A 17,658-nucleotide genomic window follows, 5' to 3' on the forward strand; every position below is an offset into this window, starting at 1 on the left:
CTTGAACAAGCGCTGGCGCAACGTAGGGCTGTACGTCCTCTTAGTGGTCGTGGTGATCGTGGTCGGAACGGCCTTCCTCGACCGTCCGGATCCCGCAGCAACGGCTCAGAATCTCCGTTACAGCGATTTCGTTGAACAGGTTCAGGAGGATCAGGTCAGTCGGGTTCTGCTCTCGCCCGATCGCGGGACGGCACAGGTTGTGGCAACCGATGGCCGTCGTTCTGAAGTGAATCTGGCTCCAGATAAGGATCTGCTCAAGATGCTCACGGATCACAACGTGGACATCGCTGTGCAACCTTCCAGGCAACCCGGAGCATGGCAGCAGGCTGCTTCGAGCTTGATCTTCCCGCTCCTCCTGCTTGGTGGCCTGTTCTTCCTCTTCCGTCGGGCTCAATCCGGTGGCGGTGGCGGCGGCAACCCCGCCATGAATTTCGGCAAGAGCAAGGCCCGCGTTCAGATGGAGCCTTCCACCCAGATCACCTTCGGAGATGTGGCTGGAATTGAGGGCGCCAAGCTTGAACTCACTGAGGTGGTGGATTTCCTCAAGAACCCCGACCGCTTCACCGCTGTTGGCGCCAAGATCCCCAAGGGTGTATTGCTGGTCGGCCCTCCTGGAACAGGTAAAACGCTGCTCGCCAAGGCGGTGGCAGGTGAGGCCGGCGTTCCGTTCTTCTCCATCTCCGGTTCGGAGTTTGTGGAAATGTTTGTCGGTGTCGGTGCCAGCCGCGTCCGTGATCTGTTTGAGCAGGCCAAGAAAAATGCTCCTTGCATCGTCTTCATCGATGAAATCGATGCGGTGGGCCGCCAGCGTGGAGCTGGCCTTGGTGGTGGCAACGATGAGCGAGAACAAACTCTGAATCAGCTGCTCACCGAAATGGATGGTTTCGAGGGCAATACAGGAATCATCATCGTGGCTGCCACGAACCGTCCTGATGTGCTGGATGCAGCGCTGATGCGTCCTGGTCGTTTCGACCGTCAGGTTGTCGTGGACCGTCCTGATTACGCCGGTCGTCTGCAGATTCTCAATGTTCATGCCCGAGGCAAGACCCTCTCGAAGGACGTCGATCTCGACAAAGTGGCTCGCCGAACCCCTGGTTACACAGGTGCTGATCTCTCCAACCTCCTGAATGAAGCTGCAATTCTTGCGGCCCGCCGGGATCTCAGTGAGGTGAGCAACGACGAAATCAGCGATGCCATCGAACGGGTGATGGCCGGCCCCGAGAAAAAAGATCGTGTGATGAGCGAACGTCGCAAACGTCTGGTGGCTTATCACGAAGCGGGTCATGCTTTGGTTGGGGCGCTGATGCCCGATTACGACCCGGTTCAGAAGATTTCGATCATTCCCCGAGGCAATGCCGGGGGACTGACGTTCTTCACCCCCAGCGAAGAACGGATGGAGTCGGGTCTGTACTCACGTACTTATCTTCAAAATCAGATGGCCGTGGCCCTTGGCGGACGCGTGGCCGAAGAGATCGTCTACGGCGAAGACGAGGTCACCACCGGTGCCTCCAACGATCTTCAGCAGGTGGCCCAGGTGGCTCGTCAGATGGTGACTCGCTTCGGCATGAGCGACAAGCTTGGTCCGGTGGCGCTGGGTCGATCCCAGGGTGGGATGTTCCTGGGTCGGGATATTGCCGCTGAACGTGATTTCTCTGAGGACACTGCTGCCACCATCGACGAGGAGGTCTCTGAGCTTGTGGATGTCGCTTACAAGCGTGCCACCAAGGTGCTCGTGAGCAACCGAAGTGTTCTCGACGAGCTCGCAGACATGCTTGTTGATCTTGAGACGGTCGACGCCGAGCAGCTTCAGGAACTTCTGATTCGCAGTGACGTCCGGGTTGCTGAATACGTCTGATCCATCGGAGCGGCTGATCAGGTCGTTGACCGATCAGCCGCTTCTGGTCGTGATGCGACCGGGATCCAACGACTACCAAAATCCCTTTGAAAGCACCGGCCTTTGCCATCAGCTCGATCAGCTGGTAGCGGCGGGTGTTTTGCATGTTGAGCTCGCCTGGGCGGCCCATCCCCGCTGGCCCTCACTGGTGGAAGCGATCGGGAAGCGTCACCCCAAGCTCAGGCTGGGTGCAGCATCCGTGTCCACACTGCCGGCCCTGCAGGAGGTCGCCGACCTGGGTCTTGGCTATGCCATGTCTCCCCTTCTGGATCCCGAGTTGCAATCCAAGGCCAGAGCGTTGTGCTGTGTTCTGGTGCCAGGGGTGATGACCCCTTCTGAAATTCGATCAGCGCAAGCGCTTGGCTGCAGCCTGGTGAAGCTCTTTCCTGCTTCAGTCTTGGGCGTCGACTATCGGCGTCAGATCTCGGTTCCCATGGGTGAGCTTCCGTTCATGATTGCTGCTGGGGGGTTGCGATGCACCGATCTGGTTCCTTGGTTGGCGGCCGGCTACAACGCCATTGCCCTGGGCCGCACCGTGTTCATCGACGATGCCCTGGATCCCGGCATGACGCCATGGCTGACTGGATGATCTGAGACTCATCTGCTACAGATGAGAGAGATGTTTCTGCACTGATGTCTCAGTTATCCATCAAGTTGAGCGACAAAGCCGATGCTCTTGTCGCCCAGCTTCAAAAAGAGATCTTCAACCGTCGCCGCAAGAAGGTCACTGCCGCAGGGGTTGTGGAAACCCTGGTTGAAAGCGGTGCCCGTTCGCAATCCGATAAGCGGTTCGCGACCTCCTGGGTGAATCTGATCAAGGACATTGAAAAAGCTGCCAAGCTTGCCAATGCCCATGGCAGCAAGCCCGCGTCACTAACCGATGAGGAGTGGGTGATGGTGTTGAGCCATCGCAATCGCGCTGCGTCAGTCAAACCGGCCCGCAAGAAACCGGCGACGGCATCCAAGAAAGCCACGACCTCCAGGTCTGCCAAGGCTGCGTCGAAATCGACCGCCAAGCCAGCAACCGCTAAGCCAGCCGCCGCCAAGAAGCAGGCTTCAGCGAAAACGGCTTCAAAAGCATCGTCAGCGACCGCTGCTAAACCCCGGCCTGCCAAGCGGGCGCGCAAGCGCACGCAGGCATCTGTTGCTTCCGGCACCGTGGCGGGGCGGATGGCCAAGGCCGCAGCCCAGCTGGTCAGTGCCAACGGCATCAATTCGCCGGCCCGCAGCTAAGCGCTGTTGCGAGCCTTCACCACAAACTGCACTGGCCTTGCTGTCTCAGCAGATGATCGGCCAGCACGAGATTCACCATCGCTTCCACCATTGGAACGGCCCTGGGCAGAACGCAGGGGTCGTGTCTCCCTTTGGCGGCAAGGGTGGTGGCTTCGCCACGGTCGTTGATGGTCTGCTGCTCCTTGCGGATCGTTGCGGTTGGTTTGAAGGCCACGCGGATCACGATCGGCTCACCATTGCTGATTCCTCCTTGGATTCCCCCGGAATTGTTGGAGGCCGTGCGCAACCGTCCGTCATCACTGGGGAGAAAAGCGTCATTGTGCTCGCTCCCTTTGAGCAGGGTGCCCGCGAAGCCTGAGCCGATTTCGAAGCCCTTGGTGGCAGGCAGGGACATCACGGCTTTGGCCAGATCCGCTTCCAGCTTGTCGAACACCGGCATCCCCAGGCCGACGGGCGGTCGTCTCACCACGCATTCGATCAGGCCACCGCAGGAGTCACCATCCTGTCCGATCGCTTCGATCCGTTCGATCATCCGATCAGCCATCTCTGCGTCCGGGCAACGCACGATGTTGGCGTCCACCGCGTCACGCGTCACGGTGCTGGCGTCCACCTGGGCCTCCAGATCGTGGATGCGTTTCACCCAAGCCACAACCTCGGTGCCATGGGATCGCTGCAGCATTTGCCGGGCAATGGCTCCAGCCGCCACCCGTCCGATGGTTTCCCGGGCCGACGCTCTCCCGCCACCGCTGCGGGCCTGAATCCCATATTTCGCCTGATAAGTGGCGTCGGCATGGGAGGGGCGGAAAGCGACCTCCACCTCCTTGTAATCCTGCGGACGTTGATCTTTGTTGCGTACCACCATGGCGATCGGTGTGCCAAGGGTGACCCCATCCATCACACCGCTGAGGATCTCCACCTGGTCGGCTTCCTTTCGCGGTGTGGTGATCTTGCTTTGCCCAGGACGTCTGCGATCCAGTTCAGCCTGAATGGCCACCTGGTCTAGTTCCAGTCTTGGCGGGCATCCTTCCAGGATCACCCCCACGCCGCCGCCATGGGACTCGCCGAAGGTGCTGATGCGGAACAGGGTGCCGAAACTGCTGCCCATGGAATGCCATCGATCGCCAAAGCGTAGATGTCAGAGCAGGTCAGGCAGCGCTCCCGGTGGATGCTGAGCCGCGGGTCGCGATCTCAGCATCTCGAAATCTTCGAACTGAAATCCTGGGCCAACGCAGCAGCTCACCAGGCTGTACTGCCCTTCCGTGCGGGCTGCCTGCCAGTGACCCGCCGGAACCGCGTGCAGAGGCTGGTGAAGCGACAGAACGTGTTGAAGGGCTTTGCTGCCATCCGGCGCCAGCGTCCAGAGGCTCAGGGGTGATCCCTGCAGATGGATCCAGATTTCGTCGGCATTGTGCACGGCATGCCAGCAACTTTTGGATTCGGCATCCAGGAGAAAGAGGATGGTGGTGATGCTGCTGCGTTGCGCACCGTCGCTGCGGGTGACCTGTTCCAGGCTGCGGTGCATTTCCCTGTACCAGCCGCCCTCGGGATGGGGGTGCAGATCCCAGTCTTTGATGAGCTGCTCCACCACTTCGCGGGGGGTGTGGTCGGAGGATTGCGTTTGCTTGTCAGGTGTGTCCATCAGTGCAGGGGTTTGCTGAAGCGCATCAGGCCCCAACACAGTCGGCCGGCTTCACCCCCTTCCACCCAGTGGCCGAGGCCAGCATCCATGCGCTCGAGATAGTCGGCGCTAATCGTGCGGTTCAGAAGCTCACGGCGCTGCCTGAGCTCTTCACGTACGCGGCTGTAGTGCCTGATCAGCATGGGAGTCCGATCGTCCCAGTGCGTTCGTTCAAGCCCAGCTGCGTCGCCCCAGTTTTTGTACCGCTCCGGGGAGCCAAGGTCTTGCAGGTGGATCCGCTTCAGGATTGCCGAGAGCGACTCTGCGGGAACGCCATCGGCGGCCATGGGATCGGTCATCACCATCACTCCGCCAGGTTTCAGCAGGCGCGACGCCTCATGCATCACGGTCTGACGGTTGCCGGAGTGCAGGATTGCATCCTGGCTCCAGATCACATCGGCACAGCCATCCGCCAGAGGAACCGATTCGAAGGAGGCGTTGTGAACGGTGATTTTCTGGTCGACACCGGCCTCGCGGTTGAGAAGTCGATGACGATCATTCTCAACGGCGGAAATATTGATGGCTTCGATCCGCACGTTGGGGTGTTGGCAGAGACGGCGAGCGGCGCCCCCGTAGCCGGAGCCGAAATCCACCACAAGGCGCTCAGCTTCACCATCGCTCAGACCATCGCGGCCAATCAGGTCGATCAGGGTGTCGACCGTGCGCCGACTGGCAGTAGCGATCGCTTCATCGGCATCGGCGTAGAGACCGATGTGGATGTCCTCGCCTCCCCAGATGTCGGCATAGAAGTGATCGGCATCGGCGCTGTCGTAGTAACTGGCAGCCGTGGCCGCGGCATCGGAGTAGGGGTTTTGCGTCATGGGGTTTAGATGGCGGTCATATCGGTGTTGAAGAGGTATTCCTTTTCCGCAACGTGCACGTAGAAATCAGGATCGTCGTGGCCACGTTGGTAGTCGCCATAGGTGGTGATGCGTTGGAAGCCCACCTCGCGCATCAGCCTTCTCACGTAGCCATGACGCAGAGGGAACATGTTGAGGTGGTACGTGCTCCCATCGCTGAAGGCGTAGCGGAAGCGCGCGAGTCCGTCATCCACATGCTCAGGACCAACCTCCACATCCTTGCCGCAATACACGTTGCTCTTGCCACTGGTTGAAGTTCCTTCCAGCAGCCTGTCGTAGTTCCGATGGTCGAGAATCAGGATGCCGTTGTGCTTGAGAACGGCGTAGTACTCCGCCAGGGCTTTGCGCCGATCCCTCTCCCGGAACAGATGGGTGAACGAGTTGCCCAGGCAGATCACGGCGTCGTATTCGCCGTGGATGTCGCGGTTCAGGAAACGCCAGTCGGCGTGAACCGTTCGCATCAGCAGGTCTCGACTCCGAGCATTCTTGAAGGCCCGGGCCAGCATGTTCGGGCTCCCATCCACGCTCACCACCTCGAAGCCTTCGCGCAGCAGGCGCACGGAATGAAACCCGGTTCCCGTGGCCACATCCAGCACAGACTTGGCCCCATGCTCCCGCAGCAGTTTCACGAAGAAATCCCCTTCGGCTTCCTCCCGTGCTTGCCAATCGATAAGGCGATCCCAGCGGTCAGCGAACTGCTCGATGTACTCCTGCTGGTAGTGGTCCGTTTCCCTCACGCTTTCGGGGGTCTCGCCGAACCGCTGAGCATCACCGGACTCCGCTGAAGGGTGGCTCTTGGTTGAGGTCATGCCGAATTCGCTCTTGAATGCACTGGAGATGGCAGCGATGCCGCAGATGCTTTGACTGCAGTGCACGCAACACCATTGATGTGAACGATGAACAATATTCTCGCTCCATCTGCAAGCTAACCATGAAGTGCATGGTTGTCAGTGTTCTGGTGCAATCGGTCATTCAGAGATCATGCGCAAATTGGCGAAAAACAAAGGGGCACAGTCGGTTTCAGCAATGCAAAAGTGTGCGTATTTGAGGCTTTTCTGCTGGGATCCTTCATGCCTCTGCCTGTTTTTGCTATAAGGCTCAAGTGGTGCTGGAGGCCTCTGAAGTGAAATCAGAGATCTCTATACATTCTGTTTGGAAAATATTCGGTGGTTCTCCCTCCGACGTGATCCATCAATTGCGCAAGGGCGCAGATCCTGAGCAACTCCACCAGCAACTGGGTGCCAGGGCTGCTCTGCAAGATGTTTGTCTTGACATTCGGGAGGGCGAGATCTTCGTCGTGATGGGCCTGTCTGGCTCGGGGAAGTCCACATTGCTGCGACTGCTCAATGGGTTGATTCGACCGTCCGCTGGTGATGTTTTTGTGCAAGGGCGTTCGCTCGCTGGGTTAACGCCCTCCGAGCTGGCTGAAGTGCGCCGGCGTCAGATGGCCATGGTCTTCCAATCCTTTGCGCTGTTCCCCCATCGGAGCGTTCTCGACAACGCGGCTTTCGGCCTTGAGGTGGCCGGTGTTCCACGCAGAGTCCGGCAATCCCGAGCCATCGAGGCGCTGGAGCGGGTTGGCCTGGGACAGGAATTGCGCAAGCGACCCGCGCAACTCTCCGGAGGTATGCAACAGCGCGTGGGCCTGGCGCGAGCGTTGGCGCTCGATCCCCCGATCCTGCTGATGGATGAGGCATTTTCCGCCCTCGACCCTCTGATTCGCGTCGACATGCAAAATCTGCTGCTCGATCTCCAGGCGGAGCAGCGCCGCACGGTTGTTTTCATTACCCACGACCTTGATGAAGCCATTCGGATCGGTGACCGGATCGCTCTGATGCAAGGGGGGCGACTGCTCCAGTGCGATACGGCCCAGACCCTGCTGCATCAACCCGCCAGCGAGGAGGTTCGCCGTTTTTTCAGGGACGTGGATGTGGCATCGGTGCAGACCGTCGACCGTGTGGCAACGCCAACCAACCGTGAGCTGGTGCTTGAGCACGGCGCCCCCCGACCTGAGCGCTCTCAGAACACGCTGTACGTCGTCAACTCCGAGCGTCGCTTCTTGGGGATAGTCACTGCGCAAAAGGGTTGGCTTGACGCTTCGGAAACCACCGTTTTGCAGTCGGGGACTCGCGTCAAGGACGCAATCCAATCGGTGGCTCTCTGCTCCGATCCAGTGCCGGTGCTGGACTCTGAGCAGCGATTGATCGGTGTGATCAGCGCCCAGCAACTGCTCAGATCGATGGAGGGATTTGGCTCATGACTCTCCTTGCAGCGGCACACCAGGCCGGTTGGCTCGGACAAAGCGTCGATGTCATCGTTGCCTGGCTGCTCGCCAATGCGCAGGGCGCTTTTGATGTGATCAAGGTCTCGGTCCTCGCCGTGGTCTCCTTCACCGAGATGCTTCTGGAAAGTCCTCCGGCCTGGTTGCTCGCCTGGGGTGTGGCCGCGATCGGCCTATGGAGAGTGAGTGGAGGCTTCGCTCTCTTCGTGCTTCTCGGCCTCAACCTTGTGCTCTCCCTCCAGCTCTGGAATGAGATGATCGCCACCCTGGCTCTGGTGATCACGGCCTCGCTGTTGGCTCTCGTGATCGGGTTGCCCCTGGGTATCCTCTCGGCCCGATACCGCTCGGTTTGGCGTCTGGTGAGGCCCTGTCTCGACTTGATGCAGACCATGCCGGCATTCGTTTATCTGATTCCTGCTGTGATGCTGTTCAGCACGGGTGCGGTGCCTTCGATCCTGGCCACCCTGATCTTTTCCATGCCTCCTGTCGTCCGATTGACGCAGCTCGGATTGTCCCAGGTGCCTGCTGATCTGATCGAAGCAGGACGCTCCTTCGGATGCAGTGAACGCCAGCTTCTCTGGAAAGTTCAGATGCCGAGTGCTCTGCCAACGGTGATGACGGGCGTTAATCAAACGATCATGCTGGCTCTGTCCATGGTCGTTATCGCCTCCATGATTGGCGGAGGCGGATTAGGCGATGTGGTGTTGCGTGGCATTCAGCAGCTCGACGTGGGTCTGGGTTTCGAGGGTGGAATCGCTGTTGTGATCCTTGCCGTGATCCTCGACCGTCTCAGTCAGAGCTTCACAGCCCGCGAAGTGCAACCCCTTCGTCAGCGCTGGCGCACGTGGATGTCTCCCTGGAGGTCGTCATGAGTGATCACAACCGCATCCGTCGACGCGCTGTGTTGCTCGGAGGCCTGGGGCTTGCGGGGGCTTCGATGGCCAGCTTGGTGAATCTCAGTCAACCTTCGGTTCGGAAGTCCCAGGTCGCAGGTGCGGAGACTGGAGGTGCACCGCAGCCCATCTCGGCATCGTCAGGATTTACCCTGCGACTGGGCTGGTCTCCCTGGGCTGATGCCGAGGTCATCAGCCTGATCGCTCAGAAAGTGATTCAGCAGGCTTACAACATCGAGGTGGAGAGAGTTCTCGCCGACATCGGCATTCAATACGCCTCAGTTGCTCGCGGCGATCTCGACATGATGCTCATGGCCTGGTTGCCGCTGACCCATCGTGACTACTGGCGACGGGTACGCGACCGCGTGCTCGATTTCGGGTCCATGTATTCCGGCCGTCTGGGCTGGGTGGTTCCCGACTACATCCCGAAGGCTGAGCTCTCATCGATCCAGCAGTTGCGGAACCCTGCCCTGGCCGCTCGTTTTGAGAACCGTGTTCAGGGGATCGATCCCGGTTCAGGCCTGAATCAGGCGTCTGCAGAGGCGCTCAAGAGCTACCAACTCAATGACCTGGACTTGGTGGCGTCGAGCAGTGCGGCGATGACGGCGGTGCTTGACCAGGCCATTCGCAGGCAGCAGTGGGTGATCGTGACCAGCTGGATGCCGCATTGGATGTTCGCCCGCTACAAGTTGCGTTTTCTCGAAGACCCGAAGCGTGTGTTTGGGGGCATTGAGTGGATTCACGCGCTGGGTCGGCCGAGTCTTGATCTTGATGCTCCCGATGTCGCCGACTTCTTGACCCGTTTCCATCTCCCGGATCAGGAGATGTCGGACCTGCTGCTCAAGGCCAATGATCGATCAGCTGAGATTGCTGTGGATGAGTACCTCGACACCCATCCCGCACGCGTTCGCTACTGGACCACCGGCCAGATCGCCGCTGGGTGATCATCAGTCGCGGTGATCAAAGGCTTCTGCGCAGCGGGTGCTGCAGAACCAGACGTTGGTGTCCCCTTGCTTTCGATGGGGTGTGCTGGCAGTGATGGAAACCGTCATTCCGCAGATGGGATCCTTCGCCTGTGCCTTGCCAAGCACGTTGGCTTCAAGAGATGGCGAAAGGTTTGCCTGAACAAGTGATGTCGAGGGGGTGCCACCGCTTTGGTCGAAGTGTTCGGCGCAGTGGTCGGAACAGAACCAGAAGCGCTTTCCGGCCCGTTCGCGCGTGGCGGGAGCATTCACCTTCTCAACTTGCATGCCGCACACTGGATCGACTGCGTATCCGGAACCCCCTCCAAATCGTTCCTTGTGGCGGGCCATCCACCAGGCCGAAAGCAGTCCGGCAAGGGCAACGAGATTGAGCCATGTGGTGCTGTTCCATCCCATGGCCAGGCTCTGCCCAGCGTGCGTTCGGACGCTGGGAATCCATCCAGCGGCATGGAAGAGACCTTCCACGATCAATCCGCTAATTGACATCAGCAGCCACAGGCTGACCATCAGCCGCAAGGCCAGTTTGGGGCCGTAGTACTTCCGATAGATCAGCAACAGCGGCAGGGTGATCAGGTCACCGAAGATGAATGCAATTACGCCTCCAAAGGAGACACCACCAGTCCAAAGGGCAGCGGCCATTGCCACATTGCCCACGGAGCAGACGAAGCTGATCACGGCAATCAAAGGTCCTATGAAGGCGTTCTGGATCGAGGTCCAGATCCCTTGGTTCTGAAGAAACACCACCCTCCAGACCGCATCGGGAATCACGGTGGTCAGCAATCCCGCCACGACGAAGCCGATCAACAGCTCTTTGCGCAACATCGTGATGTCCGCCAGGGTGTATCCAGCTGCATTGGCCCAGGTCGCTGGAGTGCTCAGCTTTCTGCGGAGACCCTCCATTCCCGGTGCAGTCTCACTTGCTTTGTCGGCTGTTGAACCTTCCTGTAGACGTGCCTGTGCTGGTTGGGTAAGGCGTTTGGGAAAAAGCCGTGCCCCCCACCAAGCCAGGAGAACAATCATGATCGGTCCCCCAATGAACTCAGCTGCTGCAAATGGCCAGCCCAGCAGCACGATCAGTACCAAGCCAATCTCAATGACCAGATTGGTGGAGGCCAGCATGAAGACCTGTGCGGTGATGAAGTCAGCACCCTTGGCAAAGAGGTTCTTGCTCATTGCCGAGGCTGCATACGAGCAGGACGATGACAACATCCCCAAGGCCGATGCCCTCACGACAGCTCCAGGCCGGTGGGATCCCATGACGCGTTCCATCCCCGAACGACTGGCACAGGCCTGGACGACTCCGGAGATCCCAAAGCCAAGGGCAAGCGGCCAGAGCGTTGCCCAGAACATCAGCCACCCGGTCCAGAGTCCCTCGGCTATCAGCAGCGGAAGCTCCAGCTGAGCATTCATTGGTGATGAAGTGATTCACCCACTTCATAGACAGGAATGGAAAGTTTTCCTACGTCGTTTGATTTACTTTTGGGATCAGCAGTTGATCTCAGCTTGAGGTGAAGCTGCGAGCGAAGGGAGGCTTCGTCTCCAGGCAATGAACGGAATGATGGTGACTGTCATCAGCACGCCGTAAACAGCAGACGGAAGGCTGAAGCTGTTGAGCTGGCTTTGCATCAGGTCTGGCCCGAGCAACGATCCCACGACGATGCCCACGGTGCCGTTTTGAAATCCCGCTTCGATGGACAAGCTGGTGGTCTGTTCTGTTGGCATCGTCAGAAGATTGCCGAGGCTCAGTCCGATGGCCAGCATCAGCAGATTCAGCGCCAGAAGGGTTGGACCAATCGTCTTCAGGTTGCTCGTAAACACGGACCATTGGCTGATCAGGGTTCCGGCCACGATCAGCACAAACAACAGATTGGCGAGTTGTTCCGCCTTTTGTCTGTTGCGTTTGCAGAAGCCAGGTGCCTGCTGAGCGATCCATACCCCGATCATCACCGGCACGGTGGAGATGGAAAACACCTTGAGACTGAGAGGGAGGATGGATAGCTCGAGGGTTTGGCTCGGAAGCAACAACGGTGCTGTGAGGCTGAGAACCACCGGCAAGGTGAATGCTGTCACCAGGCTTGCCAGCGCTGTGTAGGAGATCGATAGCGCCACGTCTCCGCGGGACAGTCTTGTCATCACATTGGAGGTGATTCCTCCCGGGCAGCAGCTCAGGATCATGACCCCCAAGGCAAGGTCGCCATTCAGTCCGAACAAGCGCAGAAGAGCGAAGGCCACGAGTGGCAGAAGAATGAGCTGAGCCACTGCTCCGCCCATGAGGGCGCGCGGCTGGCCAAGAGCCCTGCTGAAATCAGTCGGTTGGAGCGACAGGCCCAGGCTCAGCATGATCAAAGCCAGGCCGACGGACAGAACGAGTTCGATCAAGGTCGATGGACGCGAAGCGTGAAAGGTGCAGCAGGCTAAACGCCGATGTTTAGGCGCAACAAAAAGCCCCCACTTTGAGGTGAGGGCTTTCCGATTCAACTGACGCTGAATCTTTTGGTAGAGACTTCAGCCTCAGCCGATGGCGGGTGCTTGCAGAGCCACAGGAGTGGACTCAGCAGCTGCCAGGTCGAGGGGGAAGTTGTGAGCGTTGCGCTCGTGCATCACTTCCATGCCGAGGTTGGCGCGGTTCAGCACATCAGCCCAGGTGTTCAGGACGCGGCCCTGACCATCAAGGATGGACTGGTTGAAGTTGAAACCGTTCAGGTTGAAAGCCATGGTGCTGACGCCCAGGGCAGTGAACCAGATGCCGACCACAGGCCAGGCAGCCAGGAAGAAGTGAAGGCTGCGGCTGTTATTGAAGGAGGCGTATTGGAAGATCAGGCGACCGAAGTAACCGTGGGCAGCCACGATGTTGTAGGTCTCTTCCTCTTGACCAAACTTGTAGCCGTAGTTCTGGGACTCGCTCTCGGTGGTTTCACGCACCAGGGAGGAGGTCACCAGGGAGCCGTGCATGGCGGAGAACAGGGAGCCACCGAACACACCTGCGACGCCCATCATGTGGAAGGGGTGCATCAGGATGTTGTGCTCTGCCTGGAACACCAGCATGAAGTTGAAGGTGCCGGAGATGCCCAGGGGCATGCCGTCAGAGAAGGAACCCTGACCGAAGGGGTACACCAGGAACACGGCGGAGGCAGCAGCCACAGGTGCGCTGTAAGCAACGCAGATCCAGGGGCGCATGCCGAGGCGGTAGGAAAGTTCCCACTCGCGGCCCATGTAGCAGAAGATGCCGATCAGGAAGTGGAAGACAACCAGCTGGTAAGGACCGCCGTTGTACAGCCACTCGTCGAGGGAGGCAGCTTCCCAGATGGGATAGAAGTGAAGGCCGATGGCGTTCGAGGAAGGCACAACAGCACCGGAGATGATGTTGTTGCCATAGATCAGGGAGCCGGCGACGGGCTCACGGATGCCGTCGATGTCGACGGGGGGCGCTGCGATGAAAGCAACGATGAAGCAGGTGGTGGCAGCCAGCAGGGTGGGGATCATCAGCACACCGAACCAGCCCACATACAGGCGGTTGTTGGTGGAGGTGACCCACTCGCAGAAGGACTGCCAGCCATTGGCGCCGGAGCGCTGCTGAATGGTGGTGGTCATGAGTACGGAAAAGAAGGCTCAAAAGAGCGGTTACGGAAGGGCAGGAGTGCCCTGCCAAACAGGAGTGTAAAGCAACATTGCGGAAGTTTTCCGTTTCTTTATGAAGTCGTTGTGAAGAAGCGTTGAGCTCCAGCCCGTCTCGCCTCCTGGGGAGTGCTTGTTAGCGTCCATTTTATGGATGATTTCCCGCAGCTGTCAGCGCTCGCAGCCCCGAGCTCAGCCGCCGACGAGCGCGTGTTGTTGGTGCGGCTTCCCTGCAATCCGATCTTTCCGATCGGTCCGATCTACCTGGCAGACCATCTGCACAAGTGCTTCCCAGGTTTGCCCCAGCGCATTCTGGATCTTGCCGCCTTGCCGGTGCTAGACGTTCATCGTGTTCTGCGCATCACGATTGATCAGTTCCAGCCCACGCTGCTGGTGTTCTCCTGGCGAGACATTCAGATCTACGCCCCGGTGGATGGCAGGGGCGGAAATCCTCTTCAGAACTCATTTGAAGTGTTCTATTCGCGGAATCCCGTGAAACGCCTGCACGGTGCTCTGGGTGGTCTGCGCTTGATGACCAGTCACTACGGGGAGCTTCGTCGCAATCAGTTGCTTGTGAAACAGGGGCTGCGTCGGGCGCGTCGCTATCAGCCTCAAGCCAGGGCTGTTCTTGGTGGTGGAGCCGTCAGTGTGTTCTACGAGCAGCTTGGCCGCTCCTTGCCGAAGGGGACCATCGTCTCCATCGGAGAGGGGGAACCTCTTCTTGAAAAGCTATTGAAGGGCCAGAGTCTCGAAGGCGAACGCTGCTTCGTGGTCGGAGCGCCTCCTCGCCCGGGCCTGATCCATGAACAGCCGGAGAGTCGGCCGAAAACGGCTTGCGATTACGACTACATCGCCTCCATCTGGCCCCAACTTGACTGGTATCTCGAGGGCGGCGATTTCTATGTGGGCGTGCAGACCAAGCGGGGCTGCCCCCACAACTGCTGTTACTGCGTTTACACGGTGGTCGAAGGCAAGCAGGTTCGCCTCAATCCTGTGGACGAGGTGGTGAAGGAGATGCGCCAGCTCTATGACCGTGGCGTTAGAGGTTTTTGGTTTACCGACGCCCAGTTCATCCCAGCTCGGCGTTACATCGAAGATGCGAAAGAGTTGCTGCGTGCGATCAAGGCCGAGGGTCTCACTGGCATTCGCTGGGCTGCTTACATCCGTGCCGACAACCTCGACCCCGAGTTGGCCCAGCTCATGGTGGACACGGGCATGAGCTATTTCGAAATCGGCATTACATCAGGTTCCCAGGAGCTCGTTCGCAAAATGCGCATGGGCTACAACCTGCGCACTGTTCTCGACAGTTGCAGAATGCTCGCCAATGCGGGCTTTAAGGATCACGTCTCCGTGAACTATTCGTTCAACGTGATTGATGAGCGCCCCGAGACCATTCGTCAGACCGTGGCTTACCACCGTGAGCTGGAAGCCATCTTCGGCGTTGATCGCGTGGAGCCTGCGATTTTCTTCATCGGCTTGCAACCCCACACCCATCTTGAGCAGTACGGATTCGATCAGGGACTGATCAAGCCTGGCTACAACCCGATGAGCATGATGCCTTGGACGGCACGGAAGCTTCTTTGGAACCCGGAGCCCATGGGCAGCACCTTCGGACGTGTGTGTCTGGAAGCCTTTGACTCCAACCCATCGGATTTCGGGCGAACGGTGATGAGCCTTCTGGAAAGGGATTACGGCGCTTCAAGCCTCAATGAAGCCTTACGGGCTCCGGTTCAGGGGCGCGGCGCTCTTGCTAACGCTGTCAGCTGACGACAAAGCAGAACTGTGAGAGCAGCGATTCCCACCAGGCCTCCCAGGGGGTTGGGATGGGCACCACCAGGTCCGATCAGCCAATGGGGTGCGCTTGGCGAGATCTGAAGCAAGCCTCCCTGGAGAGCGAACCACCCGCCGACGAGTCCGCCGTGCAAGCCGACGCATCCCCAAAGAGAGCCATCATTGAGTCGTCTTTGAACAGCCAGAATCAGGCCGAGCAAGGTCAGTCCCACAAGCAGGCCGACCATGGGAAGAACGCCGAGATTGAATCGGGTATGCACCAAGCTGAAGATCAATGCCTGGGTCACAACCGCGGTACGAGGCCCGGTGTATTGAGAGAGTTCTCCCCAAAGCCATCCCCGGAACAGCAGCTCTTCTGCTAGCCCAACGCCGAAGCACAGTGCCAGAGCATTGAGAGCATCCGCAGCGTTGAGTTCACCAAGCCAGCGTCCCCAGGATCCGAGCAGAAGCGGCAAGCTGATCAAGGTGAGAAGTGCGACCGACTGCAGTAAGCCCGCGACAAGGCATCGACCGGAGGAGGGGGCCTGTCTGCGGCTACGCAAGCCCAGCATCCGCCAGGGATGACGACTGTTCCAGCGTTGTCGGACCCAGCTCGGAAGGATCAGAACAAAGAGCACCAGACTCAAGACGGTGCCGATCAGGCTCAGTCTTGATGCCGTGGTTTCAGGGAGAATGAGCCCCAAAGGCTGCGTCAGGACCCACCCCAGCCCGTAAAGGGCAGGAATCAGAACAACGGTGGCCATCCAGCGCGGACGCGCTTCGAGAAGGGCTTTCCAGGTCTGGACGATGGAATGGAAGATCAGTTTTCCGGTTCGATGGTGCTGGTAAGGCCCTTACCTTTCAGGGTCTCGCAATAGAACTCAGCCGGCTCGAGATCACACACGATCACCAACCCCACGCCCGTGTTGTGCGCTTCGAGCATGACCGCCATCGCGTCCTGTTCGCTCAGCTGCGGCACCACCTGCCTGAGAGTGGACACCACGTACTCCATGGAGTTCACAGGGTCGTTGTGGAGCAGCACCTTGTAACGCGGCGATTGCTTGCGCACGCGCTCAGGGGCTTTGTCCAGCACTGCTGCTCCACCGGGGGTGCTGCTGGGGGTCTCCACGGCCATAACTACCGAGCTCGGCTTGTTTAAATCTAAAGCGATTCGGTACACGTCTGATCAGAGTGCCTTGATCCTGGCCATCGCCGAGTTGACGTTGTCTCGGCTGTTGAAGGCCGAGAGGCGGAAGTAGCCCTCGCCTGCGGCACCGAATCCACTGCCGGGAGTGCCCACCACATTGGCTTTGTGGAGCAAGTGATCGAAGAAGCCCCATGAGTCCATGCCGTCTGGAGTCTTGATCCACACGTACGGCGCGTGCTCACCCCCATAAATTGTGAGGCCCGCCGCACTGAGCTCGCGACGGATGATGGTGGCGTTGTCCATGTAAAAGCTCACGAGACCCTTCACCTCGGCCTGGCCGGCTTCGGAATACACCGCTTCGGCACCGCGTTGGATGATGTAGCTCACGCCGTTGAACTTGGTGCTTTGACGGCGGTTCCACAAGCTCCAAAGCTCCACGGCCTCACCGTTGGCAGCCTTGCCTTTCAGCCCCTTCGGAACGACGGTGAAGGCGCAGCGGGTGCCTGTGAAACCAGCATTCTTGGAGAAGGAGCGGAATTCGATGGCGCAATCACGGGCGCCTTCGATCTCAAAAATCGAATGGGGCAGGCTGGGATCCTGAATGAAGGCCTCGTAGGCCGAATCGAACAGGATCAGAGCATCGTTGGCGCGGGCGTAATCCACCCAGGCCTTCAACTGTTCTTTGGTGGCAACGGCCCCGGTGGGATTGTTAGGGAAGCACAGATAGATCAGATCAACCGGATCCGTGGGGATCTGGGCCGTAAAGCCGTTGTCGGCGCTAATTGGCAGGTAGGTCAGCCCCGCGTAGCGGCCTTCATCGCCCGCCTCACCGGTGCGGCCGGCCATCACGTTGCTGTCGACGTACACCGGATAAACAGGATCGGTGACAGCAACACGATTGCCTTCACCAAGGATGTCGAGGATGTTGCTGCTGTCGCATTTGGATCCGTCGGAGACGAAGATCTCTTCAGCGCTGATGTCGCAGCCGCGGGCCTTGAAATCGTGGGTCGCGATGGCCTCACGCAGCCAGCCGTAGCCCTGCTCGGGGCCGTAGCCATGGAAGCCTTCGGCCGTTCCCATGGCATCGATGGCGGTTTTCATCGCTTCGCGGCAGGCCTGGGGCAGTGGCTCTGTCACATCACCGATACCGAGGCGGATCAGGGCAGCGTCGGGATGGGCGGCACTGAAGGCCTTCACGCGGCGGCCAATTTCTGGGAAGAGATACCCAGCTTTGAGTTTGAGGTAGTTGCCGTTGACCTGAACCACGGGGAAACCGATGTCTGGGGGCATCCTGCTACATACGA

The 17,658-nt window shown here is 59.1% G+C and carries 17 protein-coding genes; 7 read left to right on the forward strand and 10 right to left on the reverse strand.

Annotated elements, in window-relative coordinates:
* Position 1 precedes the first annotated feature (1 nt).
* From ftsH3 to SynMEDNS5_RS01725, 3 genes are read left to right on the forward strand one after another with little or no spacing between them, the layout of a single operon-like run.
* Positions 2-1,855 carry an ATP-dependent zinc metalloprotease FtsH3 gene (gene ftsH3, locus SynMEDNS5_RS01715; protein ID WP_186584028.1) on the forward strand — a complete coding sequence of 618 codons (1,854 nt, stop codon included), beginning with the start codon at positions 2-4 and terminating at the stop codon, positions 1,853-1,855.
* 25 nt (positions 1,856-1,880) lie between these two features.
* Entirely contained in the window at positions 1,881-2,483 is a 603-nt protein-coding gene (locus SynMEDNS5_RS01720; RefSeq protein WP_186584029.1) for a bifunctional 4-hydroxy-2-oxoglutarate aldolase/2-dehydro-3-deoxy-phosphogluconate aldolase, read from the forward strand.
* 44 nt (positions 2,484-2,527) lie between these two features.
* The gene (locus tag SynMEDNS5_RS01725) at positions 2,528-3,127 is read left to right on the forward strand and encodes a hypothetical protein (RefSeq protein ID WP_186584030.1); all 600 of its coding nucleotides are present in this window, start codon (positions 2,528-2,530) and stop codon (positions 3,125-3,127) included.
* A gap of 16 nt (positions 3,128-3,143) precedes the next feature.
* Here SynMEDNS5_RS01725 and aroC read toward each other — a convergent pair whose 3' ends face one another.
* From aroC to SynMEDNS5_RS01745, 4 genes are read right to left on the reverse strand one after another with little or no spacing between them, the layout of a single operon-like run.
* A complete protein-coding gene (gene aroC / locus SynMEDNS5_RS01730) occupies positions 3,144-4,232 on the reverse strand; it encodes a chorismate synthase (protein WP_186584031.1) in 1,089 nt (362 codons plus the stop codon).
* Between the two features lie 30 nt (positions 4,233-4,262).
* Positions 4,263-4,766: a cupin domain-containing protein gene (locus tag SynMEDNS5_RS01735; protein WP_186584032.1), complete on the reverse strand. Its 504-nt coding sequence runs from the start codon at positions 4,764-4,766 to the stop codon at positions 4,263-4,265.
* Entirely contained in the window at positions 4,766-5,626 is an 861-nt protein-coding gene (locus SynMEDNS5_RS01740) for a methyltransferase domain-containing protein (protein WP_186584033.1), read from the reverse strand. Before SynMEDNS5_RS01740 ends, SynMEDNS5_RS01735 begins: the two co-directional genes overlap by 1 nt.
* Positions 5,627-5,631: 5 nt before the next feature.
* Positions 5,632-6,474, reverse strand: a complete 843-nt coding sequence (locus SynMEDNS5_RS01745) for a class I SAM-dependent methyltransferase (protein WP_186584034.1) — start codon at positions 6,472-6,474, stop codon at positions 5,632-5,634.
* A gap of 314 nt (positions 6,475-6,788) precedes the next feature.
* Here SynMEDNS5_RS01745 and SynMEDNS5_RS01750 point away from each other — a divergent pair, with 314 nt between their 5' ends.
* The 3 genes from SynMEDNS5_RS01750 to SynMEDNS5_RS01760 are packed head-to-tail and all read left to right on the forward strand — an operon-like array spanning position 6,789 to position 9,783.
* A complete protein-coding gene (locus SynMEDNS5_RS01750) occupies positions 6,789-7,925 on the forward strand; it encodes a glycine betaine/L-proline ABC transporter ATP-binding protein (RefSeq protein ID WP_186585782.1) in 1,137 nt (378 codons plus the stop codon).
* On the forward strand, positions 7,922-8,818 hold the full coding sequence (locus SynMEDNS5_RS01755; RefSeq protein WP_186584035.1) for a proline/glycine betaine ABC transporter permease: 897 nt from the start codon (positions 7,922-7,924) through the stop codon (positions 8,816-8,818). The genes SynMEDNS5_RS01750 and SynMEDNS5_RS01755 overlap by 4 nt, the downstream gene beginning before the upstream one ends.
* On the forward strand, positions 8,815-9,783 hold the full coding sequence (locus SynMEDNS5_RS01760) for a glycine betaine ABC transporter substrate-binding protein (RefSeq protein ID WP_186584036.1): 969 nt from the start codon (positions 8,815-8,817) through the stop codon (positions 9,781-9,783). Before SynMEDNS5_RS01755 ends, SynMEDNS5_RS01760 begins: the two co-directional genes overlap by 4 nt.
* 3 nt (positions 9,784-9,786) lie before the next feature.
* Here SynMEDNS5_RS01760 and SynMEDNS5_RS01765 read toward each other — a convergent pair whose 3' ends face one another.
* From SynMEDNS5_RS01765 to psbA, 3 genes are all read right to left on the reverse strand, one after another.
* On the reverse strand, positions 9,787-11,232 hold the full coding sequence (locus SynMEDNS5_RS01765; RefSeq protein WP_186584037.1) for a permease: 1,446 nt from the start codon (positions 11,230-11,232) through the stop codon (positions 9,787-9,789).
* 75 nt (positions 11,233-11,307) lie between these two features.
* Entirely contained in the window at positions 11,308-12,201 is an 894-nt protein-coding gene (locus tag SynMEDNS5_RS01770; protein WP_186584038.1) for a bile acid:sodium symporter family protein, read from the reverse strand.
* Positions 12,202-12,333: 132 nt separating this feature from the next.
* Entirely contained in the window at positions 12,334-13,413 is a 1,080-nt protein-coding gene (psbA, locus tag SynMEDNS5_RS01775) for a photosystem II q(b) protein (RefSeq protein ID WP_006040880.1), read from the reverse strand.
* A 174-nt stretch (positions 13,414-13,587) separates the two neighbouring features.
* Between psbA and SynMEDNS5_RS01780 the strand changes: the two genes are divergently transcribed.
* A complete protein-coding gene (locus tag SynMEDNS5_RS01780; RefSeq protein WP_186584039.1) occupies positions 13,588-15,204 on the forward strand; it encodes a photosystem II high light acclimation radical SAM protein in 1,617 nt (538 codons plus the stop codon).
* Here the strand turns inward: SynMEDNS5_RS01780 and SynMEDNS5_RS01785 are convergent.
* Genes SynMEDNS5_RS01785 through SynMEDNS5_RS01795 form a run of 3 tightly spaced genes read right to left on the reverse strand, consistent with a single transcriptional unit; the run spans position 15,168 to position 17,620 of the window.
* Positions 15,168-15,971, reverse strand: a complete 804-nt coding sequence (locus tag SynMEDNS5_RS01785; RefSeq protein ID WP_186584040.1) for a CPBP family intramembrane glutamic endopeptidase — start codon at positions 15,969-15,971, stop codon at positions 15,168-15,170. The genes SynMEDNS5_RS01780 and SynMEDNS5_RS01785 overlap by 37 nt on opposite strands.
* Before the next feature lie 56 nt (positions 15,972-16,027).
* Entirely contained in the window at positions 16,028-16,342 is a 315-nt protein-coding gene (gene clpS / locus SynMEDNS5_RS01790) for an ATP-dependent Clp protease adapter ClpS (protein WP_186584041.1), read from the reverse strand.
* A 51-nt stretch (positions 16,343-16,393) separates the two neighbouring features.
* Positions 16,394-17,620 carry an LL-diaminopimelate aminotransferase gene (locus tag SynMEDNS5_RS01795; RefSeq protein WP_186585783.1) on the reverse strand — a complete coding sequence of 409 codons (1,227 nt, stop codon included), beginning with the start codon at positions 17,618-17,620 and terminating at the stop codon, positions 16,394-16,396.
* Between the last annotated feature and the right edge of the window lie 38 nt (positions 17,621-17,658).

Source organism: Synechococcus sp. MEDNS5 (assembly GCF_014279875.1).
GTDB lineage: Bacteria > Cyanobacteriota > Cyanobacteriia > PCC-6307 > Cyanobiaceae > Synechococcus_C.

What these genes read in the sequence shown, in the direction of transcription:
- SynMEDNS5_RS01725 (WP_186584030.1), top strand. Translation starts at nt 2,528, where the DNA reads ATGTCTCAGTTATCCATCAAGTTGAGCGACAAAGCCGATGCTCTTGTC.
- aroC (WP_186584031.1), bottom strand. Translation starts at nt 4,232, where the DNA reads ATGGGCAGCAGTTTCGGCACCCTGTTCCGCATCAGCACCTTCGGCGAG.
- SynMEDNS5_RS01735 (WP_186584032.1), bottom strand. Translation starts at nt 4,766, where the DNA reads ATGGACACACCTGACAAGCAAACGCAATCCTCCGACCACACCCCCCGC.
- SynMEDNS5_RS01740 (WP_186584033.1), bottom strand. Translation starts at nt 5,626, where the DNA reads ATGACGCAAAACCCCTACTCCGATGCCGCGGCCACGGCTGCCAGTTAC.
- SynMEDNS5_RS01745 (WP_186584034.1), bottom strand. Translation starts at nt 6,474, where the DNA reads ATGACCTCAACCAAGAGCCACCCTTCAGCGGAGTCCGGTGATGCTCAG.
- SynMEDNS5_RS01755 (WP_186584035.1), top strand. Translation starts at nt 7,922, where the DNA reads ATGACTCTCCTTGCAGCGGCACACCAGGCCGGTTGGCTCGGACAAAGC.
- SynMEDNS5_RS01760 (WP_186584036.1), top strand. Translation starts at nt 8,815, where the DNA reads ATGAGTGATCACAACCGCATCCGTCGACGCGCTGTGTTGCTCGGAGGC.
- SynMEDNS5_RS01765 (WP_186584037.1), bottom strand. Translation starts at nt 11,232, where the DNA reads ATGAATGCTCAGCTGGAGCTTCCGCTGCTGATAGCCGAGGGACTCTGG.
- psbA (WP_006040880.1), bottom strand. Translation starts at nt 13,413, where the DNA reads ATGACCACCACCATTCAGCAGCGCTCCGGCGCCAATGGCTGGCAGTCC.
- SynMEDNS5_RS01780 (WP_186584039.1), top strand. Translation starts at nt 13,588, where the DNA reads ATGGATGATTTCCCGCAGCTGTCAGCGCTCGCAGCCCCGAGCTCAGCC.
- SynMEDNS5_RS01785 (WP_186584040.1), bottom strand. Translation starts at nt 15,971, where the DNA reads ATGGCCACCGTTGTTCTGATTCCTGCCCTTTACGGGCTGGGGTGGGTC.
- clpS (WP_186584041.1), bottom strand. Translation starts at nt 16,342, where the DNA reads ATGGCCGTGGAGACCCCCAGCAGCACCCCCGGTGGAGCAGCAGTGCTG.